Below are 16,770 nucleotides of genomic sequence, written 5' to 3' on the forward strand. Positions count from 1 at the left end.
GGCGGGTTACGCTGGATGGTCACCCCTGTCAGCTCATGAAGGTTCGCGAGATGCCTGTCGAGTCGGTTTTCCCGCAGCTCGAAGCTCTGCTCCCGCACGTGCAGAAGCCGATCCAGTACGTAGGCGGAGAACTCAACTCCACCGTCAAGGACTGGGACGAGTGCGACGTCCGCTGGGCGCTCATGTACCCGGACGCGTACGAGGTCGGTCTGCCCAACCAGGGCGTCATGATCCTCTACGAGGTGCTCAACGAGCAGGACGGCGTCCTCGCCGAGCGCACGTACAGCGTGTGGCCGGACCTGGAGGCGCTGATGCGTGAGCACCGCGTCCCGCAGTTCACGGTGGACGGCCACCGCCCGGTGAAGGCGTTCGACGTGTTCGGCCTCAGCTTCTCCACGGAGCTGGGCTACACGAACATGCTCACCGCCCTGGACCTGGCCGGCATCCCGCTGGAGTCCGGGGACCGCACCGAGGACGACCCGATCGTCCTGGCCGGCGGCCACGCGGCCTTCAACCCGGAGCCGATCGCCGACTTCATCGACGCGGCGATCATCGGCGACGGCGAGCAGGCCGTGCTGGACATGACCCGGATCATCCGGGAGTGGAAGGCCGAGGGCCGCCCCGGCGGCCGCGAGGAGGTCCTTCTCCGGCTGGCCAAGACGGGCTCGGTGTACATCCCGGCGTTCTACGACGTCGAGTACCTCCCCGACGGCCGGATCGGCCGCGTCGTACCGAACAGGTCGGGCGTGCCGTGGCGGGTCTCCAAGCACACCGTCATGGACCTGGACGAGTGGCCCTACCCCAAGCAGCCCCTCGTGCCGCTGGCCGAGACCGTCCATGAGCGGATGTCGGTGGAGATCTTCCGCGGCTGCACCCGCGGCTGCCGCTTCTGCCAGGCGGGCATGATCACCCGCCCCGTGCGCGAGCGCTCCATCACGGGCATCGGCGACATGGTGGAGCGCGGTCTGAACGCGACCGGCTTCGAGGAGGTCGGCCTGCTCTCCCTGTCCTCCGCGGACCACTCGGAGATCGGCGAGATCGCCAAGGGCCTGGCGGACCGCTACACGGACGACAAGATCGGCCTGTCGCTGCCCTCCACCCGCGTGGACGCCTTCAACGTCGACCTGGCCAACGAGCTGACCCGCAACGGGCGCCGCTCCGGTCTGACCTTCGCCCCCGAGGGCGGCTCCGAGCGCATGCGCAAGGTCATCAACAAGATGGTCTCGGAGGAGGACCTGATCCGTACGGTCGCCACGGCCTACGGCAACGGCTGGCGCCAGGTGAAGCTGTACTTCATGTGCGGCCTGCCCACCGAGACCGACGAGGACGTGCTGCAGATCGCCGACATGGCGACCCACGTCATCCAGAAGGGCCGCGAGGTGTCGGGGGCCAACGACATCCGCTGCACCGTCTCGATCGGCGGCTTCGTCCCCAAGCCCCACACGCCCTTCCAGTGGGCCCCGCAGCTGTCGGCGGAGGAGACGGACGCGCGGCTCCAGAAGCTGCGCGACAAGATCCGCGGCGACAAGAAGTACGGCCGTTCCATCGGCTTCCGCTACCACGACGGCAAGCCCGGCATCGTGGAGGGCCTCCTGTCCCGCGGTGACCGCCGTATCGGCGATGTCATCCGCGCGGTCTACGAGGACGGCGGCCGCTTCGACGGCTGGCGCGAGCACTTCTCCTACGACCGCTGGATGGCCTGCGCCGACAAGGCCCTCGCGGCCCACGGCGTGGACGTCGACTGGTACACCACCCGCGAGCGCGCCTACGAGGAGGTCCTGCCCTGGGACCACCTCGACTCCGGTCTCGACAAGGACTGGCTCTGGGAGGACTGGCAGGACGCCCTCGACGAGACCGAGGTCGAGGACTGCCGCTGGACCCCGTGCTTCGACTGCGGTGTCTGCCCGCAGATGGACACGCACATCCAGATCGGCCCGACGGGCAAGAAGCTGCTGCCGCTGACCGTGAAGAACGCGGGCCCGGCGCCGGCGGCGAGCGGGCACACGCACTGACGTGGCCGAGTGACGGCTGAGCCCCTTCCCGGACCGGGAAGGGGCTCATCGTCGTGACCGCCCGGTGTGCGGGCCGTGTTCGTCAGGCGAGCAGTTCCTCGGCCCAGGTACGGCCGGGGGCGGAGACACCGGGCGGGCAGGCGAACAGGCCCGAACCGACGTGCTGGATGTACTCGTTGAGGGCGTCGTTCATGCCGAGCTTGCGCTGGAGCGCGACGAACTGCTCGCGCGGGTCCTTCTGGAAGGCGATGAAGAACAGCCCGGCGTCCAGTTCACCGCTGGACGGGACGATGCCGTCGGTGAAGGAGTAGCCGCGCCGCAGGATCCGGATGCCCCCGTTGTTCTCGTGGGCGGCCAGCCGCATGTGCGCGTTCGCCGGTATGACCGGACGGCCGTCGGCGCCCTTGGCCTTGAAGTCGGGCGTGTCGAACTCCTTCGAGCCCGTCAGCGGGGCCCCGGAGTACTTGTGGCGGCCGAACACGTTCTGCTGGTCCGCGAGGTAGTCGCGGTCCCAGCCCTCGATCCGCATCTGGATCCGCCGGGCCACCAGGTAGCTGCCGCCGCGCATCCACGCCTGATCGGTCTCCTTGCCGACCCATACGTGCTCGTTCATCAGGTCGGTGTCGTCGCCGTGGATGTTGCGCGTGCCGTCCTTGAAGCCCATCAGGTTGCGCGGGGTCTGCTGGTCGGCGCCGTTGGAGGCGGCCTTTCCGAAGCCGAGCTGGGACCAGCGCATGACCACGGTGTCCCGGCCGATCCGGGCCAGGTTGCGGATGGCGTGGAAGGCGACGAGCGGATCGTCGGCGCACGCCTGGATCGCGAGGTCGCCGCCGCTGCGGTCCGGGTCCAGGTCGGCCGGTGGCAGATGCGGGAGGTCCGCGAGCGCGGCCGGGCGCCGGTCGGCGAGCCCGAACCGGTCGTCGAACAGGGACGGACCGAGGCCGAAGGTGATCGTGAGGTTGGCCGGGGAGAGCCCGTACGCCTCGCCGGTGTCGGCCGGGGGCGCGCTCAGGTTGGCGTTGTCGCCCGGGACGGTACGCCCCTGGGTCATCGCCGCCGCGGCCGCGGTCCAGGTCCTCAGCAGCGCGCGCAGCGCGGCCCGCTTCTCCTTGACGCCGCCGGTCGCCGTGATGTCGTAGGTGGCGAAGGCCAGCCGGTCCTGGGCCGGGGTGGCGATGCCGGCCTGGTGGGTGCCGTAGAACGGGACGAGGTCCGCCGGGGCGTCGGCGGCGTGGGACTCCTGCCGGCAGCCGGTCAGGGCCCCGGCGGCGGCCCCGCCCGCGAGTGCCGCCCCGCCGAGGGCGAGGAGCCCCCGGCGGGAATGGTGGCGCTCGGACATCAGCTGTTCACCTTGGCGGCGACCTGGGAGAGCGGCTCGGCGAGTCCGTCGACCTTCTGGGTGAGCACGCGCCGCTTGTCGTTGCCGACCGTGGAGTAGTCGACGTAGCCGCTGCCCTTCTTGTAGGGCTTGAGCGCGTCGAGGACGCTCGCGTACTGCTGGGTGACCGTCTTCGCCAGCGCCGGGTCGATCCGGGTCAGCGCGGGCTTCAGCAGGTCGAACGCCTTCTCGCCGCCGACGACGTTGGCCTCGAAGTCGGACAGGTCGGTGTGGCTGTAGCGGTCCTCCTCGCCGGTGATCTTGCTGGAGGCGACCTCGTTGAGCAGATCGGTGGCGCCGTTGGCGAGCTGGGCCGGCTGGTAGGAGGTCTTCGCCACCAGGGACTTGAGCTTGGCCACGTCGGCGTCGAGCTTGTCGGCGATCGGGGCGGTGCCGGTCAGGGACTTGTCCTGCCACAGCGCCTTCTCCAGGCGGTGGAAGCCGGTCCACTTGGACTGGTCGGTGACGTCGTTGACCCGGGCGTCGATGTCGGGGTCGAGGTTGCCGAAGCTCTCGGCGACCGGCTCGACCTCTTCGTAGTAGTAGCGGGCGGGCGCGAACGCCTGCTCGGCCTGGGCGATGTCACCGGACCGGACCGCGTCGGTGAACTTCTTCGTCGCCGGGACCAGCTTGTCGACCTCGGTGACGACGTAGCTCCTGTACCCGCCGACGGCCTGGTCCAGGTCGGCCTTGACCTTGGGGTCCTGCGACGGCTTGCCCGCGGCGCCGGTGACCGTGAAGGCGGTCTTCTCGGTCTTCGCGTTGGGGCAGTAGACCTGGTACTTGCCGCCGTTCAGGTGCAGCGAGAAGGTGCCGGACAGACCGGGGGAGAGGTTCTCCTTCTCGCCCATGATGATGTCGTCGCGCAGCAGCTCGGCCTCGGAGACCTTGTTGGCCTTGGTGTTCTTCACCGTGAAGGTGACCGGGCCCGCGGCGACGGAGTTCGGGGTGACGTGGCAGCCGTTGTCGTCGAGTTCCACGGAGACCTTGGCCGCGCCGGCGGGGGCACTGTCCGTCTTGTGCTTGGCGCATCCGGTGGCGACGAGTCCGGCGATGGCGAGCAGACCGGTGACCTGGAGGACGCGCGGCGTGGTGGATCTGGGCATGGGGCAGTGCTCCCTCGGGTCAGGGGTGTTTCAGGGGATCGGGACGAGAAGGGCGGGCACGGTCAGGCGTGTTCGGTGGTCTCGTGTCCGGTGGTCTCGTGTCCGGTGGCCGCCGCCGCGGCGAGAGCGGGCCTGCCCGCGGGGCGGGCGGCGCGGCGCGGCGCGACGAGGTAGGCGAGCATCGGCAGCGCGTACACCAGCCAGGCCACCGCCTCGGCGACCACGGGCTGCGGCTGGAGGCCCAGGACACCGGTCAGCAGGGAGGACACCACGGTGCCGGGCCGCACCAGCCAGCCCAGGTCCACGGCCTGCGCCTGACCGGCGTTCAGCCAGCCGGCCTCGTGGGCGGTGTGCATGACCGTCATGACCAGGCCGGCCGCGACGAGGACCAGGACCAGGCCGGTGACCTTGAAGAACCGGCCGAGGTTGAGACGCAGCCCGCCGCGGTAGATGCCGTAGCCGATGACGACCGCGATCAGGATGCCGATCAGCGCCCCGGCAGTGCCGCTCGCGACGCTGGTGCTGTTCTGGATCACCGAGATGAGGAACACGGCGGTCTCGAAGCCCTCCCGCAGCACGGCGAGGAAGGCCATGGCCACGAGGGCCCTGGCGGATCCCTGGGCCAGGGCGTGGGCGGCCTGGCCCTCCAGTTCCTTCTTCATGCCGCGGGCGTGCTTGTTCATCCACAGGATCATGAAGGTGACCATGACGACGGCGAACGCGCCGATCACGGTCTCCATTGCTTCCTGCTGGCGCTGGGGCAGCTCACGGGAGAGCGTGATCAGCCCGATCCCGATCGCCAGGCACAGCAGGACGGCGGCGACCACTCCGATCCACACCTGGCGCAGGGCGTCGCGGCGGCCGTTGGCGCCGAGGAAGGCGGCGATGATGCCGACGATGAGCGACGCCTCCAGGCCCTCCCGCAGCCCGATCACAAGAGTGGGGATCACTGGGACATTCCCTTCCGGACAGCACTCGAACGTGTCTGAGAGTAATCCCCACTCATACAAGGTAAGGCTAGGCTTACCTAAAGGGTAGGTAATTGCGCCGCCGTCCCGGGCCGGAACGGTGCATGGCTCCCCGCGTCCGCCCGGCTGTCGCCCCCGCCTTCGAAGTGAAGGCGAAGGTGGCCAAAAATTCCTTAGTCGTCCGTGTGGTGCCGGAACGTCCGGCGGCGGGCCGAGTGCCGGCGGGAGCGGGTTCGGGAGACGAGGTCGTTCCATTGGCGGCGGACCTCGTCGTCGGGAGTGCGTCCGCCGTGGGAGATGCGGGTCAGTTCGTCGCGGATCTCGCGGCCCGTCACCGAGGCGCCGACGAGGCAGAGCATGACCGCGAAGAGGGCGGAGATCATCGCGAAGACGGCGCCGACGACGCCGTAGCGGTGGGCCGAGGTGTTGAAGAGGTGGGGGAGGTAGAGGGTCGCGCCCACCGAGTAGACCGCGATGGCCACCGCGCCGGTGACGCCGAAGGGGATCAGGTCGCGCCAGGCGATCCGGCGGGCGGACAGCAGGACACCCGTCCACACCAGGAAGACCGCGGTCACCGGCAACTCCACCGCCGCGCTGAGCAGATGCGCCCGGCTCTCGCTCGGCAGCGCCTGGATCAGGCCGCTGACCGCCATGTAGCAGGCGCCGGAGAGCAGCCAGCCCAGTCCGTTGCGGGTGTTGCGCACACTCAGGGACCGGAGCTCCCAGGTCTGCTCGAACAGGCGTTGCAGGGCACGGGTGAAGCTCAGCGCCGACACCGCGAGGAACAGGACGCCCAGGACGCTGGCGTCCACCTGCCCCTGCTCGGGGGAGAAGAGCGCGTTGACCGCCGTCGCGCCTTCGTCCGTCAGGCCGTACCGGGTGATCAGCTGCCGCGCGATGTCGTACGAACCGACGCTGTTCAGCACCGCCGCGGCCAGGATCACCAGCGGCACCAGCGCGGTCAGGGCGCTGGAGGCGAGGGCCATGGAGCGGTCGAAGCCCGCGACCCGCTGGAAGCGGCCCAGCACCCGCAGGGTGAACGCCGGACGCAGCCAGAAGGTGAGGGCCCTGAGCAGGCGCCGGCCGCGGTTCTCCGCCGTCGTACCCTCCGGGACGTTCAGAAGGGGCAGAACAGGTAAAAGGGAGGGTAGCCGTCCGCGCCCGTCCCGCTCCCGGTCGACACGGGGGGAACCTTCGGGTGGCGAAACGCGTACTCTTGGGAGGAGGACCGGCGTGTTTCCCCGCCGATGCGGGGGATCCGGACTACGACACCGGGCAAGCGTCGGCCCGGACGTGTTCCCCGCGCAGGCGGGGTTGGTGCACGGACCGCGTACACAAGGAGAAGTTCCACTGGGCAAGCGACAGCCCGAAGGCCCGCCGCCCGCACCCGCGGTGCAGCGCATCCGACTGCGCTACACCAAGCGCGGCCGCCTGAGGTTCACCAGCCACCGAGACTTCCAGCGCGCCTTCGAGCGTGCGCTGCGCCGCGCCGAGGTGCCCATGGCTTACTCGGCCGGATTCACGCCGCACCCGAAGGTGTCGTACGCCAATGCCGCACCCACCGGCACCGGCAGTGAGGCGGAGTACCTGGAGATCGCGCTCACCGCGTCGCGCGACCCCGAGACACTGCGCGTCCTCCTCGACGAGTCGCTGCCCACCGGGCTCGACATCGTCGACGCCGTGGAGGCGCACACCTCGGGTCTCGCCGACCGGCTGACGGCCTCCGTCTGGGAGCTCAGGCTCACCGGAGTCGATCCGGCCGACGCCGAGCGCGCGGTCGAGGCCTTCAACGGGGCCGAGTCCGTCGAGGTGCAGCGCATGGCCAAGAACGGTGTGCGCACCTTCGACGCCCGCCCGGCCGTGGCGAGCCTTCAGGCGCACGGCGCACCGGCTGATGGGCCGACCGGCCAGCCCTGTGCGATACTGCGGCTGGTTGTTCGGCACGTGACGCCTGCCGTACGACCCGACGACGTCCTGTCCGGTCTCCGCGCCGTGGCCGACCTGGCGCCGCCGGTCCCCGCTGCGGTGACCAGGCTGGCGCAGGGGCTGTTCGATGAAGAGACCGGCACGGTGACCGACCCGCTCGCGCCCGACCGCGAGGCAGCCCCGGCCCAAACGGCCGTACCGGCCGCCGCCGCGACGGTGCCGGCGCCGGAAGGTTCCGCGTAGGGACGGACGTCGTAAGCGCCGCCCTCGTACTCGGGAGCCACCTGGGTCGGGCAGCGCACCGACCAGAAGACTTTCGCCAGGCCGTACCGACAAGGCGTACGGAACCGGCGAGACAGGACACAGAGTGCTCCCGTGCGGCGCCCGCGCCCCGGACGGCGGCCATCGCGCATCGCGCGGCCGCGGACGTCACCGGTGGACGGCCCCTTCGGGCCGGTGCCGGAACCAGGCGCGGCGCCCGGGAGCCTGACGGGAGAAACGCCCGCATGCTTGAGCCGACCGAACCCAATGAGGGTTCCGAACTGAACACCCCGAGCGACACCCTGCCGCCGCGCAGGCGTCGCCGTGCCGCCTCCCGGCCGGCGGGTCCGCCCGTCGCGGGGGAGGCGTCCGCCGAGGTGACCGTCCCGGCCATACCGGCCGCGGAGGACACCGAGGAGACGGCGGAGAACGCCGCCGGGGACCAGACCCCCCAGGCGGAGGAGACCGCACCCGCCGCGCGTCCGCGCCGCCGTGCCGCGCGCCGCGCCTCGGCCCCCGCCGGCGCACCCGCCGCCGAGGCCGTCGAGTCCGCGGAGACCGTCGCGCCGACCGCAGCCGCGGAGGTCGCCGAGGGCGGCGAGGTCGTCGTCGGCGAGGAGGCCGCACCGCGGCGCACCCGCCGCCGCGCCACCCGCAGCGTCGCCACGCCGAGCGCGGAGGCGGAGGCCACCGCCGAAGCCCCCGCCGAGACCGAGAGCCCGGCCGAGACCCCGGCCGCAGCCGAGGCCGGGGCCCCCGCCGCGCGTCCGCGCCGCCGCACCGGCCGCCGCGCCGCCGCGCCCGCCGCCGAGGTCACCGAGACCGCCGTACCGGCCGCCGAGGCCGCCGAGACCCCGGCCGCGGAGGCCGAGCCGGCCGAGGAGGCGCCCGCGCGTCCCCGCCGCCGTGCCACGCGCCGTGCGTCCGCGCCCGCCGGAGCCCCGGCCGGTGCGCCCGCCGCCGCCGAGGTCGCCGAGGCCGTCGAGCAGGCGGAGACCGTCACGCCGCCGGCCGCCGTCGAGGCCGCACCGGTCCAGGAGGAGGCGCCCGCCGCCCCCACCCGTCGCCGGGCCACCCGCCGTGCCTCCGCGCCCGCCGGCTCGCCCGAACCCGCGCCCGCCGAGGCCGCCGAGACCGTCGTACGGGCCACCGCCGAGGCCGCTCCCGAGGCCGCCCCGGCCGCCGAGGAGCCCGCCGCCGAGGCCGCCCCCGCCCGCACCCGCCGTCGCGCCACCCGCCGCGCCTCCGCGCCCACCGGCGCGCCGAAGGCCGCCGAAGAGGCCCCCGCCGAGCCGGTCGCCGAGCCCGCCGTCGAGGCGCAGGCCCCCGCCGCGGAAACCGGGAACGCCGAGGCCGAGAGCGAGGACGCCGCCCCGCGCCGTGCCCGCCGCCGCGCCACCCGCCGGGTCACCGCGCCCGAGAGCGCCCCCGCCGAGACGGCGCACACCCCGGAGGTTCCCGTCACCACGCACACCACCGAGCCCGCGCCGGCCGTCGAGGCCGTCCCGGCCGCCGCCGAGGCGTCCGGGACCGCCGACACTCCCGCTCCGCGCCGGGCCCGGCGCCGGGCCGTGCGCCCCGCGTCCGGGTTCTCCGAGCCCGCGCGCGGCGCCGGGGCCGAGGAGGGCTCGCGCCGTCCCGCCCGTCCCGCCGTCGCCGTCTTCCAGGCGCCGGTGTTCGCCGAGCCGCGCTTCCAGACCCCCGAGCGGGCCGCCGCCGAGGCCGCCGCGGGAGCCGTCGAGCCCGCCGAGCCCGCCGAGGCCGAGCAGCCCGCGGAGCCGCAGCAGCGCGCGGAGTACGCCGAGGAGCGTGCCGAGGCCGGTTCGCGCCGGCGCCGCCGTCGCCGTGCCGAGCGCGTCGAGGAGGCCCCGGTCGTCGAGGCCGCCGACGAGGACGAGGACGAGGACGAGGAGCCGGAGGGCGCCGAGGGCGAGGCCGAGGACGCCGAGGGCTACGAGGAGTCCTCCTCGCGCCGCCGTCGCCGCCGGGGCGGCCGTCGCCGCCGTCGCGGGGACGCCGCCGAGGGCGAGGGCGGCGAGGAGTCCGAGGAGCTGGCCGCCGAGCAGGCCGCGCAGGACGCCGAGGACACCGCCGAGCAGGAGGAAGAGGACGACGAGGACGCGCACGGCGAGGAGTCCGCCGGCTCCAGCGCCGGCAGCCGTCGCCGTCGTCGCCGCCGTCGCCGCGCCGGTGAGTCCGCCGCGGACGGCGAGCCGTCCTTGGACGACCCGGAGCGTACCGTCGTCAAGGTCCGCGAGCCGCGCAAGCAGAGCGAGCCGTCCGACGAGGTGCAGTCCATCAAGGGCTCGACCCGTCTGGAGGCGAAGAAGCAGCGCCGCCGCGAGGGCCGTGAGCAGGGCCGCCGCCGTGTCCCGATCATCACCGAGGCCGAGTTCCTGGCCCGCCGTGAGGCCGTCGACCGGGTGATGGTCGTCCGCCAGCACGGCGAGCGCACCCAGATCGGCGTCCTTGAGGACAACGTGCTCGTGGAGCACTACGTCAACAAGGAGCAGTCGACGTCGTACGTCGGCAACGTCTACCTCGGCAAGGTGCAGAACGTGCTGCCGTCGATGGAGGCCGCCTTCATCGACATCGGCAAGGGCCGCAACGCCGTGCTGTATGCCGGTGAGGTCAACTTCGGCGCGCTCGGCATGGGCAACGGCCCGCGGCGCATCGAGTCCGCCCTCAAGTCCGGGCAGTCGGTCCTGGTGCAGGTCACCAAGGACCCGATCGGGCACAAGGGCGCGCGTCTGACCAGCCAGGTCTCCCTGCCGGGCCGCTACCTCGTGTACGTCCCCGAGGGCTCCATGACCGGCATCAGCCGCAAGCTGCCCGACACCGAGCGGGCCCGGCTGAAGACGATCCTCAAGAAGATCGTCCCCGAGGACGCGGGTGTCATCGTGCGCACCGCCGCCGAGGGCGCGAGCGAGGACGAGCTGCGCCGCGACGTCGAGCGGCTCCAGGCGCAGTGGGAGGACATCCAGAAGAAGGCCAAGAGCGGCAACGCGCCGACGCTGCTCTACGGCGAGCCGGACATGACCGTCCGGGTCGTGCGCGACATCTTCAACGAGGACTTCTCCAAGGTCATCGTCAGCGGTGACGACGCCTGGCAGACGATCCACGGGTACGTCGCGCACGTCGCCCCGGATCTCGCGGGCCGCCTGTCGAAGTGGACCTCCGAGGTCGACGTCTTCGCCACCTACCGGATCGACGAGCAGCTCGCCAAGGCGCTGGACCGCAAGGTCTGGCTGCCCAGCGGCGGTTCGCTGGTGATCGACCGGACCGAGGCGATGGTCGTCGTCGACGTCAACACCGGCAAGTTCACCGGCCAGGGCGGCAACCTGGAGGAGACGGTCACCAGGAACAACCTGGAGGCGGCCGAGGAGATCGTGCGCCAGCTGCGGCTGCGCGACCTCGGCGGCATCATCGTGATCGACTTCATCGACATGGTCCTGGAGTCCAACCGCGACCTGGTGCTGCGCCGCCTGCTGGAGTGCCTGGGCCGCGACCGCACGAAGCACCAGGTGGCCGAGGTGACCTCGCTGGGCCTGGTGCAGATGACCCGTAAGCGGGTCGGTCAGGGCCTGCTGGAGTCCTTCTCCGAGACCTGTGTGCACTGCAACGGCCGCGGTGTCATCGTGCACATGGAGCAGCCCGGTTCGGCCGGCGCCGGTGGCGGCGGCAAGCGCAAGAAGCGCGGCCGCGGCGGCGACGCGCAGGAGCAGCCGCACGAGCACGAGCATGTGCACGAGACCGCCGCGGTCGCCGTGGACAGCGGCGAGGCCGCCGCGCCGGAGATCGAGACGGCCGCCGAGGTGGCCGCCGAGATCGCCGAGCCGGTCGCCCTCACGGCCCCGGAGTTCACGCCGGACGAGGAGCTGTACAGCAGCGTCGCCGAGGCGGAGGCGGCGGCCGGTCGCGGCCGTACCCGCCGCCGGGCGAGCCGTCGCGCGTCGGCCCCGGCGGGCGCGCCGAAGGCGGAGAGGTCCGCCCGCAAGTCCGCTCGGGCGAAGGACGCCGAGGAGGACGTTGTCGCCGAGGCCGCCGTGCCGACCGCGCAGGACGTCACCGCCGAGGAGGCCGCGGCCCGTCCGGTGCGGCCCGAGCCGGCTGCCGAGGCGCTGGCCGAGCCCGCCGCCGTCGAGGACCAGGTGGTGCCGGCTCCCGAGGCCGCCGAGGAGGCGCCCAAGGGCCGTACCCGCCGTCGGGCGACCCGGAAGGTGTCCGCGCCTGCCGGTTCCCCCGCGGGTGCCGAGGCCGCCGTGGTGACCGTCGCCGAGACCGCGCCCGCGGCCCCGGTGGCGGAGCCCGCCGCCGAGGAGGCTCCGGCGCCCGCCGAGAGCGCCGCGCCGGCCCGTCCGCGCCGTCGCGCGGTGCGGAAGACGGCCGCGCCGACCGCGTCCGAGGAGACTGCCGTCGTGGTCGTCCCGGCGGCCGCGGAGGCTCCCGTCGAGGAGGCCCCCGCCGAGGCGGCTGCCGCCGAGGGGGGCGAGGCCCCGGCCAAGAAGACCGCCCGCAAGGCGGTCAAGAAGGCCACGGCGAAGAAGGCGGCCACCAAGAAGACGGCGGCGAAGAAGACCGCCGCCAAGAAGACCGCCGCGAAGAAGACGACGGCCAAGAAGGCGGCCGCCACGAAGAAGACGGCGGCCAAGAAGACGGCGGCGGCCCCGGAGTCGACCTCCGTCGACTGACCGGTCACCGGCACGTCTGGGTGCGGTCCTGTCCGCGAGGAGAGGGCCGCACCCGCTTTTTTCCAGCGGGCCGGGGCACCGCGCCCCGCGCCCGCGCCCCTGAACCGAAGGAGAGAACCGCGATGATAGGCCTCGTGCTGGCGGCCGGCGCCGGACGGCGACTGCGCCCCTACACGGACACCCTGCCCAAGGCCCTGGTGCCGGTGAGCGCACAGGACGCGCCCGAGGCCGTCTCCGTCCTGGACCTGACCCTGGGCAACTTCGCGGAGATCGGGCTGACCGAGGTCGCGGTCATCGTCGGCTACCGCAAGGAGGCCGTCTACGCCCGTAAGGCCGAGTTCGAGCAGAAGTACGGCCTGAAGCTGACGCTCATCGACAACGACAAGGCCGAGGAGTGGAACAACGCCTACTCCCTGTGGTGCGGGCGCGACGCGCTCAAGGACGGTGTGATCCTCGCCAACGGCGACACCGTGCACCCGGTCTCGGTCGAGAAGACGCTGCTGGCCGCGCGCGGCGACGGCAAGAGGATCATCCTCGCGCTGGACACCGTGAAGTCCCTGGCGGACGAGGAGATGAAGGTCGTCGTCGACCCTGAGAAGGGCATGACGCGCATCACCAAGCTGATGGACCCGGCCGAGGCCACCGGCGAGTACATCGGTGTGACCCTGATCGAGGGCGACGCCGCCGAGGAGCTGGCCGACGCCCTGCGCACGACCTTCGAGCGCGACCCCCAGCTGTACTACGAGGACGGCTACCAGGAGCTGGTCGACCGCGGCTTCCGGATCGACGTGGCGCCCATCGGCGACGTCCCGTGGGTCGAGATCGACAACCACGACGACCTCGCCCGCGGGCGGGAGATCGCATGCCGGTACTGACCCGGCTGTTCCCCTCGCCGATCGTGATGGACATCCGCGCGGGTGCCCTGGACGATCTGGCGGGCGTGCTCGCCGACCAGCGCATCTCGGACTCCGGGCGGCTCGCCGTCGCCGTCAGCCGCGGCTACGGCGCCCAGCTGCGCGAGCGCCTCGCGCCGGCGCTGCCCGCCGCCACCTGGTTCGAGGTGGGCGGCGGCACCCTGGACGAGGCGGTCGACCTGGCCGACCGGATGAAGTCCGGCGACTTCGACGCGGTCGTGGGCATCGGCGGCGGCAAGATCATCGACTGTGCGAAGTACTCCGCGGCGCGGATCGGCCTGCCCCTGGTCGTGGTGCCGACGAACCTCTCGCACGACGGCATCTGCTCGCCCGTGTCCAACCTGGACAACGACGCGGGGCGCGGCTCCTACGGCGTGCCCGCGCCCGTCGCCCTGTTCATCGACCTCGACGTGATCCGCGAGGCCCCGCTGCGCTTCGTGCGCTCCGGGATCGGCGACGCCCTGTCCAACATCTCCGCGGTCGCGGACTGGGAGCTGGACCACCGGGTCAACGGCGAGAAGATCGACGGTCTCGCCGCGGCCATGGCCCGCCAGGCCGGCGAGGCGGTGCTGCGGCACCCCGGCGGCTGCGGCGACGACGGGTTCCTCACCGTGCTGTCCGAGGGGCTCGTGCTGACCGGCATCGCCATGTCGATAGCCGGGCACACCCGGCCGTCCTCGGGCGCCTGCCACGAGATCAGCCACGCGCTGGACCTGCTCTACCCCCGCCGGGCCGCCGCGCACGGCGAACAGGTGGGTCTCGGCGCCGCGTTCGCCATGTATCTGCGCGGCGACCACGACGGCTCCCGGCTGATCGTGGAGGGCCTGCGCCGGCACGGGCTGCCCGTGGTGGCCGGGGAGATCGGCTTCAGCGACGAGGAGTTCGTCCGGGCCGTGGCGTTCGCGCCGGAGACCCGGCCGGGCCGCTACACGATCCTGGAGCACCTGGGGCTGGCACCCGAGGGGATCGCGGAGGCGTACGCCGGGTACGTCGCCGCGGCCGGCTGAGCGGCGGGACGTTTCTCCGGGCGTGGGGGCCGGACGCCCAGTTTGACCCCTACGGCCCCGGCCCGTAACCTTGACCGTCGGCGTGTCATCGAGCCCGCCACATCCCCGTAAACCTGTTCCTCCCGGACGCTAGGCCGGCCGGGAGAGGTCGCCCATGCGTATGCCGGGCGGCTGGCCTGCGGGGGTGCCGGTTCTGAACGAGCGAAAGAGAGATCCGCGTGTACGCCATCGTGCGCAGCGGTGGTCGCCAGCACAAGGTTGCTGTCGGCGACATCGTTGAGGTTGACAAGATTTCCACTGCCAAGGTTGGCGACACGGTCGAGCTCTCGACCCTGCTCGTTGTCGACGGCGACGCTGTGACCAGCGACCCGTGGGTGCTGGCCGGTATCAAGGTCGAGGCCGAGGTCGTGGACCACCACAAGGGCCAGAAGATCGACATTCTGCGCTACAAGAACAAGACCGGCTACCGCCGTCGGCAGGGCCACCGCCAGCAGTACACGGCGATCAAGGTCACGTCGATCCCCACGGCTGCGAAGTAAGGGACTGAGGAGACATGGCACACAAGAAGGGCGCATCGTCCACCCGGAACGGTCGCGACTCCAATGCCCAGCGGCTCGGCGTGAAGCGCTTCGGCGGTCAGGTCGTCAACGCTGGTGAGATCCTGGTCCGCCAGCGCGGCACCCACTTCCACCCCGGCGCCGGTGTCGGCCGTGGCGGCGACGACACCCTGTTCGCCCTGCTGCCGGGCGCGGTGGAGTTCGGTACCCACCGTGGCCGCAAGGTCGTGAACATCGTTCCGGTCGCCTGAATCAGCTGATTCAGCACCGAACGTTTCGCGAGGCGGACCTCACTTCCCGGACGGGAAGGCGGGTCCGCCTTTCGCGTGTTAGTACCTAGACATACCCGTGATTTCTGGAGGCACTGAACCATGACCACCTTCGTGGACCGCGTCGAACTGCATGTCGCCGCGGGTAACGGGGGCCACGGCTGTGCCTCCGTCCACCGCGAGAAGTTCAAGCCGCTGGGCGGCCCGGACGGCGGTAACGGCGGGCGTGGCGGTGACGTCATCCTGACCGTGGAGCAGTCGGTCACCACGCTGCTCGACTACCACCACTCCCCGCACCGCAAGGCCACCAACGGCAAGCCCGGCGAGGGCGGCAACCGCGCCGGCAAGGACGGCCAGGACCTGATCCTGCCGGTCCCGGACGGCACCGTCGTGCTCGACAAGGCGGGCAATGTCCTCGCCGACCTGGTCGGCCAGGGCACCTCGTACGTCGCCGCACAGGGCGGTCGTGGCGGCCTCGGCAACGCGGCGCTGGCCTCGGCCCGCCGCAAGGCGCCCGGCTTCGCGCTGCTCGGTGTGCCCGGGGACCTCCAGGACGTCGTCCTGGAGCTGAAGACCGTCGCCGACGTGGCGCTGGTCGGCTACCCGAGCGCCGGCAAGTCCTCGCTGATCTCGGTGCTCAGCGCCGCCAAGCCGAAGATCGCGGACTACCCCTTCACCACCCTGGTGCCCAACCTCGGTGTGGTGACCGCGGGTTCCACCGTCTACACCATCGCCGACGTGCCGGGACTGATCCCGGGCGCCAGTCAGGGCAAGGGCCTGGGCCTGGAGTTCCTGCGGCACGTGGAGCGGTGCAGCGTGCTGGTGCACGTCCTGGACACCGCGACCCTGGAGTCCGACCGCGACCCGATCTCCGACCTCGACATCATCGAGGAGGAGCTGCGGCAGTACGGCGGTCTCGACAACCGGCCCCGCATCGTCGTCCTGAACAAGATCGACGTGCCCGACGGCAAGGACCTCGCCGAGATGGTCCGCCCCGACCTGGAGGCCCGCGGCTACCGCGTCTTCGAGGTGTCGGCGGTCGCCCACATCGGTCTGCGCGAGCTGTCCTTCGCCCTCGGCGACCTGGTCGGCAAGGCGCGTGCGGCCAAGCCCAGGGAAGAGGCGACGCGGATCGTCATCCGGCCCAAGGCCGTGGACGACGCCGGCTTCACCGTCACCCGCGAGGAGACCGGCGGCGAGCCGCTGTTCCGGGTGCGCGGCGAGAAGCCCGAGCGCTGGGTGCGCCAGACCGACTTCAACAACGACGAGGCCGTCGGCTACCTCGCCGACCGGCTCAACCGCCTCGGTGTGGAGGAGCAGTTGATGAAGGCCGGCGCCCGGGGCGGCGACGGCGTCGCCATCGGCCCCGAGGAGAACGCGGTCGTCTTCGACTGGGAGCCGTCGGTCACGGCGGGCGCCGAGATGCTCGGCCGCCGCGGTGAGGACCACCGCTTCGAGGCACCCCGCCCCGCGGCCCAGCGCCGCCGGGACCGGGACGCCGAACGGGACGAGGCCGGCCGGGAGTTCGACGACTTCGAGCCGTTCTAGACAGCGCCGTTCCGGACGGGGCCGTTCGGGACAGGGCCGTTCCGGGCGGCGCCGTTCTCCGGACGGAGCCGATGACAGAGGGCGGGCCCGGAGGATTTCTCCTCCGGGCCCGCCCTCTGTCGTATCCGGTACG

General features: G+C 72.2%; 12 protein-coding genes. 8 read left to right on the forward strand and 4 right to left on the reverse strand.

What is annotated here, in order from left to right; all coding sequences use genetic code 11:
- Nucleotides 1-50: 50 nt before the first annotated feature.
- Nucleotides 51-2,012, forward strand: a complete 1,962-nt coding sequence (locus tag QHG49_RS23235; RefSeq protein ID WP_145490472.1) for a TIGR03960 family B12-binding radical SAM protein — start codon at nt 51-53, stop codon at nt 2,010-2,012.
- 82 nt (nt 2,013-2,094) lie between these two features.
- Here the strand turns inward: QHG49_RS23235 and efeB are convergent, their stop codons facing one another.
- From efeB to QHG49_RS23255, 4 genes are all read right to left on the reverse strand, one after another.
- Nucleotides 2,095-3,351 carry an iron uptake transporter deferrochelatase/peroxidase subunit gene (gene efeB / locus QHG49_RS23240; RefSeq protein WP_301491080.1) on the reverse strand — a complete coding sequence of 419 codons (1,257 nt, stop codon included), beginning with the start codon at nt 3,349-3,351 and terminating at the stop codon, nt 2,095-2,097.
- Nucleotides 3,351-4,496: an iron uptake system protein EfeO gene (gene efeO / locus QHG49_RS23245; RefSeq protein WP_145490477.1), complete on the reverse strand. Its 1,146-nt coding sequence runs from the start codon at nt 4,494-4,496 to the stop codon at nt 3,351-3,353. The genes efeB and efeO overlap by 1 nt, the downstream gene beginning before the upstream one ends.
- A 62-nt stretch (nt 4,497-4,558) precedes the next feature.
- Nucleotides 4,559-5,446, reverse strand: coding sequence for an iron uptake transporter permease EfeU (gene efeU, locus QHG49_RS23250; protein WP_301491081.1), 888 nt, complete (start codon nt 5,444-5,446; stop codon nt 4,559-4,561).
- Between the two features lie 191 nt (nt 5,447-5,637).
- On the reverse strand, nt 5,638-6,492 hold the full coding sequence (locus QHG49_RS23255) for a YhjD/YihY/BrkB family envelope integrity protein (RefSeq protein ID WP_236576278.1): 855 nt from the start codon (nt 6,490-6,492) through the stop codon (nt 5,638-5,640).
- A 364-nt stretch (nt 6,493-6,856) separates the two neighbouring features.
- Between QHG49_RS23255 and QHG49_RS23260 the strand changes: the two genes are divergently transcribed.
- From QHG49_RS23260 to obgE, 7 genes are all read left to right on the forward strand, one after another.
- Complete coding sequence (locus QHG49_RS23260; protein WP_301491084.1) at nt 6,857-7,633, forward strand: TIGR03936 family radical SAM-associated protein; 777 nt, start codon at nt 6,857-6,859, stop codon at nt 7,631-7,633.
- A 263-nt stretch (nt 7,634-7,896) separates the two neighbouring features.
- A complete protein-coding gene (locus QHG49_RS23265; protein WP_301491086.1) occupies nt 7,897-12,342 on the forward strand; it encodes an Rne/Rng family ribonuclease in 4,446 nt (1,481 codons plus the stop codon).
- A gap of 122 nt (nt 12,343-12,464) precedes the next feature.
- Complete coding sequence (locus QHG49_RS23270) at nt 12,465-13,217, forward strand: phosphocholine cytidylyltransferase family protein (protein WP_301491088.1); 753 nt, start codon at nt 12,465-12,467, stop codon at nt 13,215-13,217.
- Nucleotides 13,205-14,263: an iron-containing alcohol dehydrogenase family protein gene (locus QHG49_RS23275; RefSeq protein WP_167532403.1), complete on the forward strand. Its 1,059-nt coding sequence runs from the start codon at nt 13,205-13,207 to the stop codon at nt 14,261-14,263. The genes QHG49_RS23270 and QHG49_RS23275 overlap by 13 nt, the downstream gene beginning before the upstream one ends.
- 218 nt (nt 14,264-14,481) lie before the next feature.
- The gene (rplU, locus tag QHG49_RS23280; RefSeq protein ID WP_111586158.1) at nt 14,482-14,802 is read left to right on the forward strand and encodes a 50S ribosomal protein L21; all 321 of its coding nucleotides are present in this window, start codon (nt 14,482-14,484) and stop codon (nt 14,800-14,802) included.
- A gap of 14 nt (nt 14,803-14,816) precedes the next feature.
- The gene (gene rpmA, locus QHG49_RS23285) at nt 14,817-15,071 is read left to right on the forward strand and encodes a 50S ribosomal protein L27 (RefSeq protein WP_030779398.1); all 255 of its coding nucleotides are present in this window, start codon (nt 14,817-14,819) and stop codon (nt 15,069-15,071) included.
- A gap of 120 nt (nt 15,072-15,191) precedes the next feature.
- Nucleotides 15,192-16,637, forward strand: coding sequence for a GTPase ObgE (gene obgE, locus QHG49_RS23290; protein ID WP_145490491.1), 1,446 nt, complete (start codon nt 15,192-15,194; stop codon nt 16,635-16,637).
- Nucleotides 16,638-16,770 lie beyond the last annotated feature (133 nt).

Source organism: Streptomyces sp. WP-1 (genome assembly GCF_030450125.1).
Classification (GTDB): Bacteria; Actinomycetota; Actinomycetes; order Streptomycetales; family Streptomycetaceae; genus Streptomyces; species Streptomyces incarnatus.